11 protein-coding genes are annotated in these 19664 nt (G+C 73.6%); 3 read left to right on the top strand and 8 right to left on the bottom strand.

The genetic code is table 11. From position 1 onward, the window contains the following. Positions 1–64 precede the first annotated feature (64 nt). The 4 genes from glgB to BLR33_RS06760 all read right to left on the bottom strand — a co-directional run bounded on the left by glgB (position 65) and on the right by BLR33_RS06760 (position 8121). A complete protein-coding gene (glgB, locus tag BLR33_RS06775) occupies positions 65–2707 on the bottom strand; it encodes a 1,4-alpha-glucan branching enzyme (RefSeq protein ID WP_093783368.1) in 2643 nt (880 codons plus the stop codon). 49 nt (positions 2708–2756) lie between these two features. Next, positions 2757–4196, bottom strand: a complete 1440-nt coding sequence (locus BLR33_RS06770; protein ID WP_093783367.1) for a maltokinase N-terminal cap-like domain-containing protein — start codon at positions 4194–4196, stop codon at positions 2757–2759. Between the two features lie 242 nt (positions 4197–4438). Then, positions 4439–6139: a maltose alpha-D-glucosyltransferase gene (gene treS, locus BLR33_RS06765; protein WP_093783366.1), complete on the bottom strand. Its 1701-nt coding sequence runs from the start codon at positions 6137–6139 to the stop codon at positions 4439–4441. Beyond that, a complete protein-coding gene (locus BLR33_RS06760; protein WP_093783365.1) occupies positions 6136–8121 on the bottom strand; it encodes an alpha-1,4-glucan--maltose-1-phosphate maltosyltransferase in 1986 nt (661 codons plus the stop codon). Before BLR33_RS06760 ends, treS begins: the two co-directional genes overlap by 4 nt. Positions 8122–8422: 301 nt before the next feature. Here BLR33_RS06760 and glgP point away from each other — a divergent pair, with 301 nt between their 5' ends. After that, positions 8423–11077, top strand: coding sequence for an alpha-glucan family phosphorylase (glgP, locus tag BLR33_RS06755; RefSeq protein ID WP_093783364.1), 2655 nt, complete (start codon positions 8423–8425; stop codon positions 11075–11077). A 122-nt stretch (positions 11078–11199) separates the two neighbouring features. Here the strand turns inward: glgP and BLR33_RS06750 are convergent, their stop codons facing one another. Then, positions 11200–11415, bottom strand: coding sequence for a cold-shock protein (locus tag BLR33_RS06750; protein WP_093783363.1), 216 nt, complete (start codon positions 11413–11415; stop codon positions 11200–11202). Positions 11416–11531: 116 nt separating this feature from the next. Next, the gene (locus tag BLR33_RS06745) at positions 11532–13958 is read right to left on the bottom strand and encodes a M4 family metallopeptidase (protein WP_245771226.1); all 2427 of its coding nucleotides are present in this window, start codon (positions 13956–13958) and stop codon (positions 11532–11534) included. A gap of 346 nt (positions 13959–14304) precedes the next feature. Here BLR33_RS06745 and BLR33_RS06740 point away from each other — a divergent pair, with 346 nt between their 5' ends. Together BLR33_RS06740 and BLR33_RS06735 are read left to right on the top strand one after the other, a co-directional pair. Beyond that, complete coding sequence (locus tag BLR33_RS06740; protein WP_093783362.1) at positions 14305–16347, top strand: ABC transporter ATP-binding protein; 2043 nt, start codon at positions 14305–14307, stop codon at positions 16345–16347. Continuing rightward, entirely contained in the window at positions 16344–18215 is a 1872-nt protein-coding gene (locus BLR33_RS06735) for an ABC transporter ATP-binding protein (RefSeq protein WP_093783361.1), read from the top strand. Before BLR33_RS06740 ends, BLR33_RS06735 begins: the two co-directional genes overlap by 4 nt. A 163-nt stretch (positions 18216–18378) precedes the next feature. Here BLR33_RS06735 and BLR33_RS06730 read toward each other — a convergent pair whose 3' ends face one another. Beyond that, on the bottom strand, positions 18379–18774 hold the full coding sequence (locus BLR33_RS06730) for a hypothetical protein (RefSeq protein WP_093783360.1): 396 nt from the start codon (positions 18772–18774) through the stop codon (positions 18379–18381). 29 nt (positions 18775–18803) lie between these two features. Then, the gene (locus BLR33_RS06725) at positions 18804–19316 is read right to left on the bottom strand and encodes a SigE family RNA polymerase sigma factor (RefSeq protein WP_093783359.1); all 513 of its coding nucleotides are present in this window, start codon (positions 19314–19316) and stop codon (positions 18804–18806) included. Positions 19317–19664 lie beyond the last annotated feature (348 nt).

The following is a 19664-nucleotide window of genomic DNA, read 5'->3' as shown; positions in this document are numbered from 1 at the left end:
CGACCGGGGCCGCGGGCACCTGACCGGCAGCCCGCGCAGGGTTGCGGCGGCGCCGCCCGGACCGCTACGGGGCCGGCCGCAGCCAGACCGTGGCCAGCGGGGGGATGGTCAGGGCGATGCTCTGCGGCCGGCCGTGCGCGGCGACCGCCTCGCTCTTGACCGGCGCCCCGGTGTGCACGCCGCTGCCGCCGTAAAGGGCGTCGTCGGTGTTGAGCACCTCGGTCCACACGCCCTCGGGGCAGCCCAGCCGGTAGTCGTGCCGCACCACGGGGGAGAAGTTGCTGACGCACAGCAGCGGCCGGCCGTCGGCGTCCAGGCGCAGGAAGGACAGCGTGTTGTCCTCGGCGGCACCGCCGTCGACCCACTCGAAGCCCGCCGGGTCGGTGTCGCACTGCCACAGCGCGGGTGTCGCCCCGTACACCACGTTCAGGTCCCGCACCAGGTCGCGCACCCCGCGGTGGTCGCCGGCCGCGGGATACGTCTCGTCCAGCAGCCACCAGTCCGGGCCGTTGTCGTGCGACCACTCGGTGCCCTGCGCGAACTCCTGTCCCATGAAGAGCAGTTGCTTGCCCGGGTGGGCCCACATGAAGCCCAGGTAGGCGCGGAGGCTGGCCCGCCGCTGCCACCAGTCGCCGGGCATCTTCTCCACCAGGGCCCGCTTGCCGTGCACCACCTCGTCGTGCGAGATCGGCAGCACGTAGTTCTCGCTGTAGGCGTACACCATCGAGAACGTCATCTCGTTGTGGTGGTACTTGCGGTGGATCGGCTCGTGCTGCATGTACTCCAGCGAGTCGTGCATCCAGCCCATGTTCCACTTCAGGCCGAAGCCGAGCCCGCCGAAGCCGGTGTGGCCGACGTGGTGGGTGGCGCGGGTGACGCCGTCCCACGCGGTGGACTCCTCGGCGATGGTGACGACGCCGGGGCAGCGGCGGTAGACGGTGGCGTTCATCTCCTGCAGGAAGGCCACCGCGTCCAGGTTCTCCCGCCCGCCGTAGGCGTTGGGCACCCAGTCGCCGCCCTCGCGCGAGTAGTCCAGGTAGAGCATCGAGGCGACCGCGTCCACCCGCAGCCCGTCGATGTGGAACTCCTCGCACCAGTACACCGCGTTGGCGACCAGGAAGTTGCGCACCTCGGTGCGGCCGAAGTCGAACTCCAGGGTGCCCCAGTCCGGGTGCTCGGCCCGGCGCGGGTCGGCCGGCTCGTAGAGCGGCTCCCCGTCGAAGCGGGCCAGCGCCCAGTCGTCCTTCGGGAAGTGCGCCGGCACCCAGTCCATGATCACGCCGATGCCGGCCGCGTGCAGCGCGTCCACCAGGAAGCGGAAGTCGTCGGGGGAGCCCAGCCGCGAGGTGGGGGCGTAGTACGAGGTGACCTGGTAGCCCCACGAGCCGCCGAAGGGGTGCTCGGCGACCGGCATCAACTCCACGTGGGTGAAGCCCAGTTCGCGCACGTAGGCGGGCAGCTGCTCGGCCAGCTCGCGGTAGCCCAGGCCCGGCCGCCAGGACGGCAGGTGCACCTCGTAGACGGAGAAGGGCGCCCGGTGCGCGGGGAGGTCCCCGCGGTGCGCCATCCACTCGCCGTCCTGCCACGTGTAGGCGGAGTCGGTGACGATCGAGGCGGTGGCCGGCGGCACCTCCGCGGCCCGCGCCATCGGGTCGGCCTTCAGTTTGTGCGAGCCGTCCGGCCGGGCGATGTCGTACTTGTACGCGGTGCCCGGGCCGACGCCGGGCACGAACAGCTCCCACACGCCCGAGGAGCCCAGCGAGCGCATCGGCAGCGCGGTGCCGTCCCAGAAGGTGAAGTCGGCCGCCAGCCGCACCCCGCGGGCGTTGGGCGCCCACACCGCGAACCGGGTGCCGGCCACGCCCTGGTGGACCATCGGCTGCGAGCCGAGCGCCCTCCACAGCTGCTCGTGCCGCCCCTCGCCGATCAGGTGCAGGTCCAGCTCGCCGAGCGAGGGCAGGAAGCGGTAGGGGTCCTCCACCACGTGCTCGCCGTCGTCGTAGCGCACGGCCAGCCGGTAGGACTCGGGGACGGCCGGCAGCGGCAGCAGCCCCGAGAACAGCCCGTCGCCCTCGGCGGCCAGTTCCGTACGCTCCCCGCCGTCCAGCACCACCGCCACCGACAGGGCGAACGGCCGCAGCGCCCGCACCCGCACCCCGCCCGCCTCCTGGTGCGCGCCGAGCACGCCGTGCGGGTCGTGGTGCGTCCCGCCCAGCAGCCTGGCTCGGTCGTCGGGCCCGAGCGAGCCGGCCGGGGCGGGGGCCGGGGCAGGGGCCGCCTGACCGCTCGCGCCCGCCTTCCGTGATGCGCCTCCCGTGCCGCCGGGGGCCTGCCCGTTCGCGGCACCGCCCGCCGCGCCGTTCGCCACAGGGGAGCCGCCGGCCGGTGCCGCACCGCCGGGCCGCCCGTTCGCCGTGCCGCCGGCCGCGGCAGCGCCCGCCGAAGGCCGTCCGCCTATGACCCCGTTCGCGCCGCCGCCCGTGGCCGGGTCGCCGCCGCCTGCCCGTTCGCCGCTCGTACCGGCCGCGGGCGAGCCGCCGGTCAGCGGCGCCCCGGCGGGCGGCCGGCGGCCCGCAGGGCGGGTCTGCGGGGCGCGGCCGGATGCCTCGGGGTGCCGGGTGGTCGCGTCGTAGCCGCGGGCGGCGGCCTCGGAGGTGGCGTCCGCGGGCGGCGGGGTGGGGCGCTGGGACTCGGGCGGGACGGTCACGGAAGGTGCCTCCTCGTGCGGTGGAGCGGGTGGCGGGCCGGGGGTGCGGTCAGCCCGCCGATGTGGCGAGACGGGCGAGTGCGGACAGCGGGATCGGCAGCCACGCGGGGCGGTGCCGGGCCTCGTAGCGGGCCTCGTAGACCGCCTTGTCGGTCTCGAAGGCGCGTATCAGCACCGGGTGTTCCCGGGGGTCGGTGCCGGCGACGGCGGCGTAGCCGGTGCAGAAGGCGTCCCGGTGCGGGGCGGCCCAGGGGCCGTTGCCGCTGTGGTGGGCGGCGTAGTCGAAGGAGCGCAGCATCCCCGCCACGTCCTGTACCGGCGGGGCGGGGCGGCGCCGCTCGGCCAGCGGCCGGGCCGGCTCGCCCTCGAAGTCGATGAGCACCCACTCCCCGTCCGGGCCGCGCAGCGTCTGGCCCAGGTGCAGGTCGCCGTGGACGCGCTGGACGGTCACCCGCCCGGCCCGGCCCGCGCCGAGCTCGGCCAGGTCGTCGAAGGCCGAGCGCAGCGCGCTCGCGTAGGGGCGCACGGCGGGCACCTCGGCGGCGGTGTCCTCCAGCCGCCGGGTCATCGCGGCGGCCATCCGCTGGACGGCGGCGCCGTCCAGCGACGCCACCGGCAGCGCCTCGGCGAGCGCCTGGTGGACCTCGGCGGTCGCCGCGCCCAGCGCCGCGGCCTCGGCCCGGAAGTCGCCGTCCTCGGCGACCGAGGCGAGCGCGAGCGCCCAGCCGTCGGTGGAGCCGGGCAGGAAGCGCTGCAGCACGCCGAGCGTCGTGGGCTCGCCCGCGCCCTCGGCCGGGCCGTCCTCCTGGCCGGCGGCCCCGCACACCACGTCCACCGCCTCGAACCAGGCGGCCGGCTCGGCCACCCGGCGCGAACCGGCCCTGGCCAGGGCGCGGGAGAGCTCCAGGTCGGGGTTGGCGCCGGGGGAGACCCGGCGGAACAGCTTGAGGATGTAGGTGTCGCCGTACACCACGGAGGTGTTGGACTGCTCGGCCGTGGACACCCGCGGGGTCAGCCCCGGCGGGAACTGGGCGTTCGGCTCGGTGGAGAAGCGCAGCGGGCCGGTGCGGCCCGGCAGCCGCAGCCGCTCCAGCAGCGCCGCGGCCAGCCGCGGGTCGTGCGGGGCGTCGTAGAGCGTCAGCCCGTCGTAGGGGCCGCCGACCGCGGGGCCGAGCGCGGTGCGCACCAGGGCGGAGGGCAGCAGCGGATGGGCGCCCAGCAGCAGTTGGTAGCAGTCCGGCGCCCGGCCGGGTTGCTCCACGTCGACCAGGACGTGCAGCAGCCCGAGCGGGCCCAGTGCGCCACCCGGGGGAACCAGTTCGGTGGCGGCGGCCAGCGAGAAGCGCCCGATCGGCAGGCCCTTGCCGGCGAACCACCGCTGCCGGGGCAGCCAGCCGCGCAGCAGCGGGTCGAGGGAGCGCAGCAGGCCCGGCACGAGGTCGCGCCCGGCGGCAACGGCGGGAGCACGGGTCCAGGAGCTGTCCGACATGACGTCCTTTCCCCGGGGAGTCGCGCACCCGGCCGCGACCAAACGGGCGGGTGCGTCAGCCTCCCGGATGACGGGTTCGGGCTGTCCGGCGACACGTGGAGCCTGCCCCGGGCGGGTGACAGGAAACCGCCGTACGGGCTTGCAGCGGGAGTACCCCTGGATCCTCCCAAAGGTGCGGGGTGGCCGCACCTCGGGCGCGGCGGGGGCCGGGCGCGTCCGAGGACGCGGCCGGCCCCGCGGCGTCAGGACGGGTCGCGGCGCAGCCGGAACCAGTAGAAGCCGTGGCCGGCCAGGGTGAGCAGGTACGGCAGTTGGCCGATCGCGGGGAAGCGCACCCCGCCGATCAGCTCCACCGGGTGCCGCCCCTGGTACTGCCCCAGGTCCAGCTCGGTGGGCTGGGCGAAGCGGGAGAAGTTGTTCACGCACAGCACCAGGTCGTCGCCGTCCTCCCGCAGGAAGGCGAGCACGGCCGGGTTGCTGGAGGGCAGCTCGGTGTAGGAGCCGGTGCCGAAGGCACGGTTCTGCTTGCGGATCTCGATCATCCGGCGGGTCCAGTGCAGCAGCGAGCTGGGCGAGCTCATCTGCGCCTCGACATTGGTGACCTGGTAGCCGAAGACCGGGTCCATGATGGTCGGCAGGTTCAGCCGGCCCGGGTCGCAGGAGGAGAAGCCGGCGTTGCGGTCCGGGGTCCACTGCATCGGGGTGCGCACCCCGTCGCGGTCGCCGAGCCAGATGTTGTCGCCCATCCCGATCTCGTCGCCGTAGTACAGCACCGGCGAGCCGGGCAGCGACAGCAGCAGCGCGGTGAACAGCTCGATCTGGTTGCGGTCGTTGTCCAGCAGCGGGGCCAGCCGGCGGCGGATGCCGATGTTGGCCCGCATCCGCGGGTCCTTGGCGTACTCCGCGTACATGTAGTCGCGCTCCTCGTCGGTGACCATCTCCAAGGTCAGCTCGTCGTGGTTGCGCAGGAAGATGCCCCACTGGCAGCCGGCCGGGATCGCCGGGGTCTTGGCCAGCACCTCGGAGACCGGGTAGCGCGACTCGCGGCGCACCGCCATGAAGATCCGCGGCATCACCGGGAAGTGGAACGCCATGTGGCACTCGTCGCCGCCGCTGCGGTAGTCGCCGAAGTAGTCGACGACGTCCTCGGGCCACTGGTTGGCCTCGGCGAGCAGCACGGTGTCCGGGTAGTGCGCGTCGATCTCCGCCCGGACCCGCTTGAGGAACCCGTGGGTGCGCGGCAGGTTCTCGCAGGAGGTGCCCTCCTGCTGGAACAGGTAGGGCACCGCGTCGAGGCGGAAGCCGTCGATGCCGAGGTCCAGCCAGAACCGCAGGGCGGCCAGGATCTCCTCCTGCACCTGCGGGTTCTCGTAGTTCAGGTCCGGCTGGTGGGAGAAGAAGCGGTGCCAGTAGTACTGCTTGCGCACCGGGTCGAAGGTCCAGTTCGACGTCTCGGTGTCGACGAAGATGATCCGCGCGTCGGCGAACTGCTTGTCGTCGTCGGCCCAGGTGTAGTAGTCGCCGTACGGGCCGTCCGGGTCGTTGCGGGACGCCTGGAACCAGGGGTGCTGGTCGCTGGTGTGATTCATGACGAAGTCGATGATCACGCGCATGCCCCGCTGGTGGGTGGCGTCCACGAACTCCACGAAGTCGGCGAGGTCGCCGAACTCCGGGAGCACGGCGGTGTAGTCGGCCACGTCGTAGCCGCCGTCGCGCAGCGGCGAGGCGAAGAACGGCGGCAGCCACAGGCAGTCCACGCCCAGCCATTGCAGGTAGTCGAGCTTGGCGGTGATGCCTTTCAGGTCGCCGACACCGTCGCCGTTGCTGTCCTGGAAGGAGCGCACGAGGACTTCGTAGAACACCGCCCGTTTGAACCATTCGGGATCGCGGTCCTTGGCCGGTGTGTCCTCGAATGTGTCAGGAACGGGTTCGTTGACGATCAACTGAGTGACCCTCCGATCGATGGAGACGGTCGCAGCGACAGGACGTGCGCGGGCGCGCGGCCCGGCTCGAGGCGCACATAGTTGTCCCTGCCCCAGTGGTAGGTCTCGCCGGTGAGCTCGTCGCGCACCGGGAACGACTCGTGCCAGGAGAGGCCGAGTTCCGGCATGTCCAACGAGACGGTGGCCTCCTGGGTGTGGAACGGGTCCAGGTTGGCGACCACCAGCACGACGTCGTCGCCGCGCCGCTTGGAGTAGGCGAGCATCGCGCCGTTGTCCACGGGGTGGAACGCCACGTCCCGCAGCTGCCGCAGCGCCGGGTGCCTGCGGCGCAGCCGGTTCAGGCGGGTGATCAGCGGGGCCAGCGAGCGCCCCTCGGCTTCGGCGGCCGCCCAGTCCCGCGGCCGCAGCTGGTACTTCTCCGAGTCCAGGTACTCCTCGCTGCCGGGGTGCGCCGGGGTGTTCTCGCACAGCTCGAAGCCGGCGTAGACGCCCCAGCTCGGCGAGAGGGTGGCGGCGAGCACCGCCCGCACCTCGAAGGCCGGCCGGCCGCCCTCCTGCAGGTAGGCGTGGAGGATGTCGGGGGTGTTCACGAAGAAGTTCGGCCGCATCCAGCCGGCCGCCTCACCGCTCAGCTCCCTGACGTACTCGGTCAGCTCGTCCTTGGTGTTGCGCCAGGTGAAGTACGTGTACGACTGCTGGAAGCCGATCTTGCCCAGGGTGCCCATCATCGCCGGGCGGGTGAACGCCTCGGCGAGGAAGACCACGTCGGGATCGGTCCGGTTGATGTCGGCGATCACCTTCTCCCAGAAGACCACCGGTTTGGTGTGCGGGTTGTCCACCCGGAAGATCCGCACCCCGTGCGCCATCCAGTGCCGCAGCACCCGCAGCGTCTCGCGGACGATGCCGGCGAAGTCCTGGTCGAAGGCGATGGGGTAGATGTCCTGGTACTTCTTCGGCGGGTTCTCCGCGTAGGCGATGGTGCCGTCGGCGCGGTGGGCGAACCACTCGGGGTGCTGGGCCACCCACGGGTGGTCGGGCGAGCACTGCAGGGCGAAGTCGAGCGCGACCTCCAGCCGCAGTTCGCGGGCCCGGGCCACGAAGTGGTCGAAGTCGGCGAGGGTGCCCAGGTCGGGGTGGACCGCGTCGTGGCCGCCCTCGGGCGAGCCGATCGCCCAGGGCGAGCCGACGTCGTCGGGCCCCGCCGACAGGCTGTTGTTGCGGCCCTTGCGGAAGGCGGTGCCGATCGGGTGGATCGGCGGCAGGTACACCACGTCGAAGCCCATGGCGGCGATGGCCGGCAGCCGCTCCGCCGCGGTGCGGAAGGTGCCCGAGCGCACGGTGCCGTCCGGCTCGCGCACCGCGCCCTCCGAGCGGGGGAACATCTCGTACCAGGAGCCGTACAGCGCCCGCTCGCGCTCGACCTGCAGCGGCATCGGCCGCGAGGCGCTGACCAGTTCGCGCAAGGGGAAGCGGTCCAGGACGGCGACCACGTCGGGGGCGAGGGCGGCCGCGTGCCGGGCCGAGGGCGGGCGGGAGGCGTCCCGCAGCGCGTCCACCGCCTCCAGCACCACCTGGCGGCCGTCGCTCTTGGGCACCCCGGCGGCCGCCCGCTCGTGCAGCGCGGCGCCCTCGGCGAGCACCAGGTCGGTGTCGATGCCGGCCGGGATCTTGATGCCCGCGGTGTGCCGCCAGGTCGCCACCGGGTCCGACCACGCCTCGACGGTGTAGGTCCAGCGCCCTTCGGCCGTCGGGGTGACGCGCGCGCCCCAGCGGTCGGTGCCGGGGGCCAGTTCGCGCATCGGCGTCCACGGGCCGGAGCGGCCCGCGGCGTCGCGCAGCACCACGTTGGCGGCGACGGCGTCGTGCCCCTCGCGGAACACCGTCGCCGTGACCTCGAAGGTCTCGCCGACCACCGCCTTGGCCGGCCGGCGGCCGCAGTCCACCACCGGACGGACGTCGAGGACGGGAATACGACCGATCATTTCCTCACCTGGCAGGTCGGACGGTGGACGGGGAGCCCCGATTCTTTTTAACTGCTCTTGGCCGAACCGGCTCGCTCGGGCGGGCCGCCCGGGAGGGGTTCACCCGGGTGGCCTGCCCGAAAAGCCGCGCACATGTCGGAGCCTGCCCAGGCATCCCGGCCGGAACTCACCACCTGACGGCGTTTCGGGTGCGCGCCCCCGATGGCCCCGTTCACTCCCGTGAGCCCCCGTTCGGGCGTTTGGGCGGCGGGATCGTGGAGAGCTTGCCCGGGACCCCGCTGTCCGGGCTACGGTCGACAGTGTGAAGGCTATCCGTCGTTTCACCGTGCGCACCGTCCTGCCGGAACCTCTGCGCCCGCTGGGGGAACTGGCCCGCAACCTCCGCTGGTCCTGGCACCAGGAGACCAGGGAGCTCTTCTCGAGCGTCGACCCCGAGGGCTGGCAGAGAGTCCAGGGCGACCCGGTACGCCTGCTCGGCTCGGTCTCCAAAGAGCGCCTGGCCGCCCTGGCCGCCGACCGCCGCTTCGTCCGCCGGCTGGCGGCCGCGGCAGAGGACCTCGCCGACTACACCTCGGCCCCGCGCTGGTACCAGGAGGGGGCCGGGCAGGGTGAGGGGGAGGGCGGCGGCAGACCCGCCGCCGTCGCCTACTTCTCCCCGGAGTTCGGCGTCACCTGGGCGCTGCCCCAGTACAGCGGCGGCCTGGGCATCCTCGCCGGGGACCACCTGAAGGCCGCCAGCGACCTGGGCGTGCCGCTGATCGGGGTGGGCCTGTTCTACCGGCACGGCTACTTCCGCCAGTCGCTCTCCCGCGAGGGCTGGCAACAGGAGCACTACCCGGTCCTCGACCCCAACTCCCTGCCCGTCACCGCGCTGCGGGAGGCCGACGGCAGCCCGGCCGTGGTCACCCTGCACCTGGCCGGCGGCCGCACCCTGGCCGCCCGGATCTGGACCGCCCAGGTCGGCCGGGTCCCGCTGCTGCTGCTCGACTCCGACGTGGAGGGCAACGAGCCGGCCGAACGCGACGTCACCGACCGCCTCTACGGCGGCGGCAGCGAGCACCGGCTGCTGCAGGAGATGCTGCTCGGCATCGGCGGGGTGCGCGCGGTGCGCGCCTACTGCCGGATCACCGGCCACCCCGCGCCCGAGGTCTTCCACACCAACGAGGGGCACGCCGGCTTCCTCGGCCTGGAACGCATCCGCGAGCTGGGCGAGCAGGGCCTGGACTTCGACGCCGCCCTGGAGGCGGTGCGGGCCGGCACCGTGTTCACCACCCACACCCCCGTCCCGGCCGGCATCGACCGCTTCGACCGAGACCTGGTCGCCCGCCACCTCGGCGACGGCGGCGAGCTGCCCGGCCTGGACAGCGGCCGCATCCTGGAGCTGGGCCGCGAGACCCACCGCGGCGGCGACCCCAACCTGTTCAACATGGCCGTCATGGGCCTGCGGCTGGCCCAGCGCGCCAATGGCGTCTCCACCCTGCACGGCGCCGTCAGCCGGGAGATGTTCGCCGGGCTGTGGCCGGGCTTCGACGCCGAGGAGGTGCCGATCACCTCCGTCACCAACGGCGTGCACGCCCCCACCTGGGTCGCGCCCGAGGTGCTGCGCCTGGGCAGCCGCCAGTTCGGCGCCCAGCGCGCCGAGGACGCCCTGATGATCGGCGGCGAGGAGCGCTGGGCGGACCTGGCCGACCCCGCCCGGGTCTCCGACGCCGCCATCTGGGAGCTGCGCCGCACCCTGCGCGAGCAGCTCGTGGACGACGTGCGGCGGCGGCTGCGCGCCTCCTGGCGGCAGCGCGGCGCGGGCGACGCCGAACTCGCCTGGACCGACCAGGTGCTCGACCCCGACGTGCTCACTGTCGGCTTCGCCCGCCGGGTGCCCTCCTACAAGCGGCTCACCTTGATGCTGCGCGACCCCGAGCGGCTGACCGCGCTGCTGCTCCACCCCGAGCGGCCGATCCAGATCGTGGTGGCCGGCAAGGCCCACCCGGCCGACGACGGCGGCAAGCGCCTGGTGCAGGAGCTGGTCCGCTTCACCGACGACCCGCGGGTGCGGCACCGCATCGTCTTCCTGCCCGACTACGACATGCGGATGGCCCGGCTGCTCTACCCGGGCTGCGACGTGTGGCTGAACAACCCGCTGCGCCCGCTGGAGGCGTGCGGCACCTCCGGGATGAAGGCCGCCCTGAACGGCTGCCTCAACCTGTCGGTGCTGGACGGCTGGTGGGACGAGTGGTTCGACGGCGAGAACGGCTGGGCGATCCCGACCGCCGACGGCGTCGAGGACGAGGACCGGCGCGACCAGCTGGAGGCCGCCGGGCTCTACGACCTGCTGGAGCACCAGGTCGCCCCGCGGTTCTACGACCACGGCCGGCACGGCTACCCGCAGCGCTGGACCACCATGGTCCGGCACACCCTGGCCACGCTCGGCCCCAAGGTGCTCGCCGGGCGGATGGTCCGCGACTACGTCGAGCAGCTCTACACCCCGGCCGCCCGCTCGCACCGGGCCGTACAGGGCCCCGCGGCGGCCGGGCTCGCCGAGTGGAAGCGGCGGGTGCGGCAGTGCTGGCCGCAGGTCGCCGTCGACCACGTGGAGACCTCCACCGACGAGGACTCCGCCGACGGGACCCCGCAGGTGGGCGCCACGCTCACGCTGCGGGCGCAGGTCTCGCTCGGCGGCCTGGAGCCGGGCGACGTGGACGTGCAGCTGGTCGCGGGCCGGGTGGACGCCGCCGACACCCTCGCCGCCCCGGCCACGGTGTCGCTGAAGCCGGCCGGCCGGGCCGACGTGGCCGGCCGGTACTGCTTCGAGGGCCCGCTGACCCTGGACCGCACCGGGGCCTTCGGCTACACCGTCCGGGTGCTGCCCGCCCACCCGCTGCTGGCCACGCCCGCCGAGCTGGGCCTGGTGGCCTTCCCGGCCGGCGCGCAGGCGATGACGGGCGGTGTGCTCCGCTAGTCCGCGAAACGCTGCCGGACGCCGAGCGGCACCGAGCAGCACCGAGAAAACGGGGAGGCCCGCACCGGAGGTTCCGGTGCGGGCCTCTCGTACGCCGTGGGGGTGAACCCGGGCGACGAACCTCAGGCGGTGCCCTTGACCATGCGGATGTTCTCCGCCTGCGGGCCCTTGTTGCCCTGGGTGACGTCGAACTCCACCTTCTGGCCCTCCATCAGCTCCCGGTAACCGGTGGCCATGATGTTGGAGTAGTGGGCGAAGACGTCGGAGCCGCCGCCGTCCTGCTCGATGAAGCCGAAGCCCTTTTCCGAGTTGAACCACTTCACGGTTCCGGTTGCCATATTCCCTCTCCTACGGGTGGTGCGGGTTTCCAGTTCCGCACTGTACGGAATCGGGCGGCTGTGGATGATCACCCCACACCGGAGCAAAACGGCAAAAAATGATTCCGGTCTCCCGTTCAGCCGACGTTGAGCGCGGTGTCGTCCAGCAGGAAGGACGTCGCCAGCGAGGAGTCCTCGGCGCCGGTGAACTTCAGGGTGAAGGTCTTGCCGATCTGGGAGGAGAGGTTGACGGTCTTCTGGACGTAGCCGCTGCTCGCGTTGAGGTTGGAGTAGGTGGCCACGGTGGTGCTGCCGGCCTGGACGGTGAGCTTGTCGTAGGCGGTGGTGGTCGAGGTCTCCTCGGTGGAGACCTCGAGGTAGAACGTCAGGGTGGCCGAGGTGCAGGTGGCCGGGACGGTCACCGACTGGGAGAGCGTGTCGGTGTGGGTGGTGCCGTAGCCGTCGAGCCAGGCCTTGTAGGAACCGGAGTGCGCGGGCGCGTCCGAGCTGTTGTCGATCACGCCGGTACTCGCCGTCCACGAGGTGGCGCCGGACTCGAAGCCCGGGTTGGCGACGACCTGGCCGGCGGTGCAGCCGCCGCCACCGCCGGAGCCGGTGACCGTCCAGGTGAAGGTGGCCGAGCCGGTGGCGTTGGTGGAGTCCTTCGCCGTCACGGTGACGCTGGAGGTGCCGGTGGCGGTCGGGGTGCCGGAGATCAGGCCGGTGGTGGAGCCGATCGACAGGCCCGCGGGCAGCCCGGTCGCCGAGTAGGTCAGCGTGCCGCCGTTGGTGGAGCTCGCCTGGATCTGCAGGCTCGCCGCGGTGCCCACCTGAGTGGACTGGTTCGCCGGCTGGGTCACGGTGACGCCGGAGGGCGTGCTGACCCGGCTGCCCACCCCGATCGCCGCCCACGTGTTGGCGACCGTGTTGTACGTGGCGCTGCCCGCGCCCCACAGGTCGGCGGCCGCCTGCAGCGACTGGGTGCGCGCGGCCGCGTAGTTGGTGGTGGAGGTGAAGCGCTCGGTCAGCGACTTGTACCACAGGGCCAGCGCGTTGGCCCGGCCGATGCCCGGCACCGGCAGGTTGTCGTAGGTCGGGCTGTTGTAGCTGACCCCGCCGATGACCTTGGCGCCGCTGCCCTCGGAGAGCAGGTAGAAGAAGTGGTTCGCCGGGCCCGAGGAGTAGTGCACGTCCAGGCCGCCGAGGCTGGAGGACCAGTAGTCCTTCGAGCCGCCGTCCTTGCTGGGCTTGTCCATGTAGCGCAGCGGGGAGCCGTCGCCGTTGATGTCGATCTTCTCGCCGATGAGGTAGTCACCGGGGTCCGAGGCGTTGTTGGCGTAGAACTCCACGCCGGTGCCGAAGATGTCCGAGGTCGCCTCGTTGAGGCCGCCGGACTCGCCGCTGTAGTTCAGGCCGGCGGAGTTGGAGGTGACGCCGTGGCTCATCTCGTGGCCGGCGACGTCGAGGGCGGTCAGCGGGTGGGCGTTGCCGCTGCCGTCGCCGTAGGTCATGCAGAAGCAGGAGTCGTCCCAGAAGGCGTTGACGTAGGAGTTGCCGTAGTGGGCGCGCGAGTAGGCGGCGCGGCCGTCGTTGGCGATGCCGTTGCGGCCGTAGGTGTTCTTGTAGAAGTCCCAGGTCTCCTGGGCCCCGTAGGCCGCGTCCACACCGGCGGTCTGGGCGGTGCTGCCGTTGCCGTCGCCCCAGGTGTCGTCGGCGTCGGTGAACAGGGTGCCCTTGCCGGAGGTGCCGTGGTTGAGGTTGTACGTGCTGTGGCCGCCGCGGGTGTTGTCGGTCAGGTTGTACGTCGACCCGGACTTGGTGGTGCCGATCGTCACCTGGCCGCTGTACTCGCTGTTGCCGACACCCGTCTCCACGGCCTGGTAGCTGTAGAGCTTCGCGCCGGTGGCCGCGTCGGTGACGACGTGCAGCTTGCTCGGGGTGCCGTCGTCCTGGAAGCCGCCGACCACCGTCTCCCAGGCCAGCTTCGGCACGCCGCCGGCGGCCCAGACGACCTCGCGCGGCGCCCCGGCCTCGGCGCCGGCCTTGCCGCCCTGCGCCTTCGCCGTGCTCAGCGCGAGGGCCTGCGCCGAGGCCGCGCTCTTGGCGGGCTGCTCGGTGGCCAGGGTGAGCGCGGCGCCGGTGGCCCGGTCCACGCCGGTGGTCGCGCCCGCCGCGTCCTGGTGGACCACCAGGTCGCCGCCGAGCACGGGCAGTCCGTCGTAGGTGCGCTCGTAGCGGGTGTGCACGCTGCCGTCGGCGTCCTTCATGACGTCCTTGACGACCAGCTTCTCCTTGGCGCCCAGGTGCAGCGCCTCGGCCGCCGCGTCGGTGCCGCTCCGGGCGGCGGCGACCAGCGCCTCGTGCTGGGCCGGCGAGAGGTCCGCGGGCAGGGCGCCCGCGCGGGGCTGTGCATGGGCTGCGGCTGCTGAGACTGCTGAGGCCGTTGAGGATGCCAGGGTGGCCGGGGCGGGGGAGGCCACGGCGGGCAGGGCCGCGGCCACTGTGGCGGCGCCGGCGATCAGCGCGACCGCTGCGGCTCTCGCGGTGCGGGGGGTGATGCGCACTCGTCACTCCTTCTGCTGCGGCCGCCGCTGCGGCGGCCGGGACAGTCCGGGCGGGCGCGGTCCGCGGCCCGTCCGGCAGGTGGGGGTGGAGCAGATGACTCGTGATGCGCGTGGAACCTGTGCTCTGGCTGTGCGCGGCGGTGCTGCGGAACGGGCCACACAGTGACACCCTTTACCTGTTCATGTCATCCTCATGGGGAGAACTTGGCCGAAATTCGTCCGCTGTCCGGTGAGCGGTATCCGTATAACGGGCATGTTGCGCGGGTGTTGCACCCGCAGGTGGCACGGCCGGCGGAGCGAAAACCAGGTGAGCGCTGTCGGAGGGACCGCCTAGGGTCGGACGGTGATGTCTGCACCGGATCAGCCGCCCCCGCCGGAAGCCCGCCACCGATCCACGGTCCGCTCGCTGATGCGGCTCGCCCCCTACGTCAGACCGGTCCGGGTGCGGCTGGGGGCCTCGGCCCTGGTCGCCGTCGCCGCCTCCTGCATGGCGCTGCTGATCCCGCTCGCCCTCAAGCGGCTGGTGGACGGGCCCGTGCGGGACCAGGACCCCGGCGGGGTGTGGCTCGGCGGCCTGACGGTGCTGGTCCTCGGGCTGCTGGAGGCGGGGCTGTTCGGCGTGCGGCGCTGGCTGGTGGCCCGGCCGCTGGCCGGCGTGGAGGCAGCCATGCGCAAGGACCTCTACGAGCGCCTGCAGCGGCTGCCGGTGGAGTTCCACGACCGCTGGGCCTCGGGCCAGCTCCTCTCCCGGGCCACCATGGACCTGCAGATCCTGCGGATGTTCCTCGCCTTCCCGCTGGTCTTCCTCGTGGTCAACGGGGCCACCATCGTCATCGGCTTCGCCATCCTGCTCACCCAGTCCTGGCTGCTCGGCCTGGTGCTGCTCGGCCCGGTGCTGCCGCTGACCATCGTGTGCTGGTACTTCGAGACCAGCTACGCGCTGGCCGCCCGGCGGGCCCAGGACCAGGCCGGCGACCTGGCCACGCTGGTGGAGGAGTCGGTGCTCGGCATCCGGATCATCAAGGCCTTCGGCCGGCACCGCAGCCAGGCCACCGCCTTCCGCGACCGCAGCCGGCAGCTGTGGGGCACCGAGATGCACAAGGCCCGGCTGCTGTCGAACATCTGGGCCGTCATCATGACGCTGCCCGAGATCGCGATCGGCGTCGCCCTGCTGCTCGGTGTCCGCGAGGTGGCGGACGGACGGCTGTCGGCGGGCACGCTGGTCGCCTTCCTGTCCACCGCGCTCGCCCTGCGCTGGCCGGTGGAGTCCATCGGCTTCCTGCTCGCGATGAGCAACGAGGCGGGCACCGCCGCCGACCGCTACTTCGAGGTGATGGACACCCCGCTGCCGCCGGACACGCGGACGGGGACCGAGGAGCCCGCGGCCGGGAGGCGATCGGCCGGGACGGGACCGGCCGACGGGCCCGCCGCGGAGGAACCTGCGGCCGGGCGGCACCCGAGGCGGGACCTCTCGGGTGACCCCGGGAGCGGGGGAGAAGGCGGCATCCGGCTGGAGGGCGTCCGCTTCCGGTACCCCGACGCCCCGCCCGGGAGCCCCGACCTGCTCACCGGCGTCGACCTGCACATCCGCCCCGGCGAGACCATGGCGCTGGTCGGCGCCACCGGCAGCGGCAAGACCACCCTCACCGCCCTGCTGCCCCGGCTGCTCCCCGCCACCGGCGGCCGCATCACCCTGGACGGCGAGGACATCGCGGCCATGCCGACGGCCCGGCTGCGGCACCTGGTGGCCGTCGCCTTCGAGGAGGCCACGCTCTTCTCCGCCAGCGTGCGGGAGAACGTCGCCATGGGCGCGGGGCCCGAGGGCGCCGACGACGAGGAGATCCGCAGGGCGCTGGCCATCGCCCAGTGCGACTTCGTGGACCGGCTGCCCGGCGGCCTGGACACCCAGGTCGGCGAGCAGGGGCTGAGCCTGTCCGGCGGGCAGCGCCAGCGGCTCGCGCTGGCCCGCGCGGTCGTCGGCCGCCCCCGCTTCCTCGTCCTGGACGACCCGCTGTCCGCGCTCGACGTGCACACCGAGGCCCTGGTCGAGGCCGCGCTGCGCGAGGTGCTGCGCGGCACCACCGCGCTGGTCGTCGCCCACCGCCCCTCGACCGTCATGCTCGCCGACCGGGTCGCCCTGCTGTCCGGCGGCAGGGTCACCGCGGTGGGCACCCACGCGGATCTGCTGCGGGAGAACGCCGAGTACCGCCGGCTGATGTCCGGCACCCACCAACAGGCCGCAGAAGAAACGACAGAACAAGACCCCGAACAAGCCGCAGGACAAGCCACGGAACAAGGCGCAGGAGAGGCCGGCGCCGCCCGAGCGGGCGGCGAGCCGCGGTCCGCGGACGGCGAACTGCCCGCGCTCGAAGGGAGCGAGGCCCGATGACCGCGGCCCCCGGCACCGAGGCCACCACGAAGGCCGCTCCCGGCGGCACCGCCGCCCCCGAAGGCGACGGCCCCGGAGACCCGTTCGACCAGGACCTGCTCCCCGCGCCGCGCAACGCCCAGTTCGCCCTGCTGGGCTCGCTGCTGGCCCCCGCCCGCGCCCGGGTCTGGCTGGCCGCGGTGCTGCTCGTGGTGCAGCAGGCCGCCGTCCAGGTGGGGCCGCTGCTGGTTGCCTACGCGATCGACCACGCCGTGCCCGCGCTGCGCGCCGGCCGGCACGGGCCGCTCATCGCGGTCGGCTGCGCGTACATCGGCTGCGGTCTGGCCGCCGGCGGCCTGCAGCGCGTCTTCATCAGGACCGCCGCCCGGGTCAGCCAGGACGTCCTGGTGGACCTGCGCGGGCGGATCTTCCGGCACGCCCAGTCGCTCAGCCTGGACTTCCACGAGCGCTACACCTCGGGCCGGCTGATCTCGCGCGCCACCTCCGATGTGGAGACCATCCGCGAACTGCTCAACGACGGCCTCGACGAGCTGATCGAGGTCGTGCTCTCCACCCTCTACATCGGCGTGCTGCTGGTGGTGCTGGACTGGCGGCTGGGCCTGGTCACCGTGGCCTCCGCGATCCCGCTGTATGCGTCCGTGCGCAGCTACCAGCGCCGCTCCATGGCCGTCTACCGCAGGCGCTCCACCGCGACCGCCGCGGTGATCGTGAAGTTCACCGAGACGATGAACGGCATCCGCCCGGTCAAGGCGTTCCGCCGCGAGGAGCCCAACGACGCGGCCTTCGCCGACCTCAACCACGCCCACTACCGGGCCAACGGCGACGCCCTGCTGGAGATGGCCCGCTACGTGGTCGGCTCCCGGCTGATCGCGAACATCACGGTGGCCGGGATCGTCGTCTGGGGCGCCTACCGGGTGGCCGGCGGCGGCATGGCGCTCGGCGTGCTCGCGGCCTTCGTGCTCTACCTGCGCCGGCTCTACGACCCGATCGACCGGCTGGGGATGTTCCTCAACTCCTACCAGTCGGCCGCCGCCTCGCTGGAGAAGATCGCCGGGCTGCTCGCCCAGGCGCCCACCGTGCCCGAGCCCGAGCACCCGGTGCCGCTGCCGGCCCGGCCGCAGGGCGCCCCGCCCGGCCGCGAGGTCGTCTTCGACGGCACGCGCTTCGCCTACCGCACCGGCGGCGAGGTGCTGCCCGCCTTCGACCTGCGCATCCCGGCCGGGCAGACCGTCGCGGTGGTCGGCGCGACCGGCGCGGGCAAGTCCACCCTGGCCAAGCTGCTCGCCCGCTTCTACGACCCCACCGAGGGCCGGGTGCTGCTCGACGGGGTGCCGCTGGCCGACCTCGCCCGGGACGACCTGCGCCGGGGGGTGGTGATGGTCACCCAGGAGGCGTTCCTGTTCTCCGGCACGGTGGCGGAGAACATCGCCATCGGCCGGCCCGACTCCACCCGGGCGGAGGTCGAGGCCGCCGCCAAGGCCATCGGCGCCCACGACTTCATCGCCGCCCTGCCCGACGGCTACGACACCGACGTCCGCAAGCGCGGCGGCCGCATCTCCGCCGGGCAGCGCCAACTCGTCGCCTTCGCGCGGGCGCTGCTCGCCGACCCGGCCGTCCTCATCCTGGACGAGGCCACCTCGTCGCTGGACATCCCCGGCGAACAGGCCGTCCAGCACGCGATGGCCACGGTGCTGCGCGGCCGCACCGCGGTCGTCATCGCCCACCGCCTGTCCACGGTGGAGATCGCCGACCGGGTCCTGGTGATGCGCGACGGCCGCGTCGTGGAGGACGGCCCCCCGTCCGAACTCATCACCGCGAGCGGCCACTTCGCCGACCTCCACCAGGCATGGCGGGACAGCCTGGTGTGAGGCGGCGCCAGCCGTGGGGCGGGGTGGTGGGCACCCTCCGGCGGCCCTCGGCGTGCACGGTGCCGGGGACGGGGCACCGTCCTGGCCGCGGGACCGGGGCGTCGGCGATGCGGTGTGCGGCCTCGCGGCACCCTGCCGGAGACAGGGCGAGGTCAAGGCGGGGTCAGGGCAGCCCGGTCGGGTGCGGGGCGGGGTTCGCGGGGGTGGGCGAGGCGGCTCCCGAGGGGTGCGCGCCGGCCCGCGGCGGGATCGCGCCCGGGGCGCTCCCGCGGCTGGGGGCCGGGGTCGGCACCGGGTCGGGCGGCAGCGGAGTGCCGGTGCGGGCCGGCGGCACGGGCGTGGGGGAGTGGCCGGTGCCCGCGCCCAGCCCCACACCCGCGCCCACCGCGGCGGCCGCCACCGTCAGCACACCGGCGAGGGCGACGGCCGCGCGGCGGCGCCGGATACGGCGGCCGCCGGCCACGGCCGCGTCCGTGAGGCTGCCCAGCGCGGGTTCGGGGCTCGCGTCCAGGATCGCCGAGAAGGCGGCCCGCAGCTCCTCGCCCCCGTGGTCGTCCATGCTCCCCCCCATGCTTCCCTGACCGCCCTTCACCGTCCGCCCCCCGCGCCCGCCATGGCCTCGACGATCCGGCGCAGCCGGGCCAGCCCCCGCGCGCTCTGGCTCTTCACCGTGCCCGTGCTCACCCGCAGCGCGTGCGCGGTCTGCTCCACCGTCCAGTCCTCCCAGAAGCGCAGCACCAGCACCGCCCGGTAGCGAGGCGGCAGTTCCAGCAGCGCGGCCTGCATCACCATCCGCAGCTCGGGTGTCCCGGCGGAGTCCGGCGCGAGGCCGTCGGGCACCTCGCCGACCGGCTCCTCGCGCCAGCCGCCCCTGCGCTGCTGGTCGATGAAGGTGCGGGTGAGGATCGTACGGGCGTAGGCGTCCACGTTCCCGTCCCGGCTGACCCGGCCCCAGGCGGCGTAGAGCTTCATCAGCGTGGTCTGCGTCAGATCCTGCGCCTGGTGCCAGTCGCCGCACAGCAGATAGGCGCCGCGCCGCAACTGCGTCTGCCGCTGCTCGGCGAACTCCCGGAACTCCCGCTCCCGGACCGCTTCCTTCACCCTGCCCGACCCTCCCGGCCCACCCGGCCCACCGCACATGCCCGCCTCCTGTAGGTACGGGGACACGGGCGGGGAGGTTGCATGGGCGGCCTGCGGGATTCCTCACCCGCGCGGGGCGGGCCGGTGGTGCAACCCGGGCGGGCCCGGCCCCCGTACTCCTCTTGCGCAAGGGGCTCCCGCCGATCGGGCGGCAGCCCGCGGACCCGCAGAGGGGAACACCGTTGCCGAACCACCGGAAGTTCACGCAGAACCGCCGCCTGATCCTCAGCATCGCCGCCGGGACCGTCCTGGTGGCCGGAGGTGTGGGCGGCGTCGCGGCCGCCGCGACCCCGGCGCATCACGCGGCCC

Source organism: Actinacidiphila guanduensis, assembly GCF_900103985.1.
GTDB classification, from domain to species: Bacteria; Actinomycetota; Actinomycetes; order Streptomycetales; family Streptomycetaceae; genus Actinacidiphila; species Actinacidiphila guanduensis.
The sequence above is the reverse complement of the archived record's forward strand: the minus strand, read 5'-3'. Positions and strand labels throughout refer to the sequence as shown.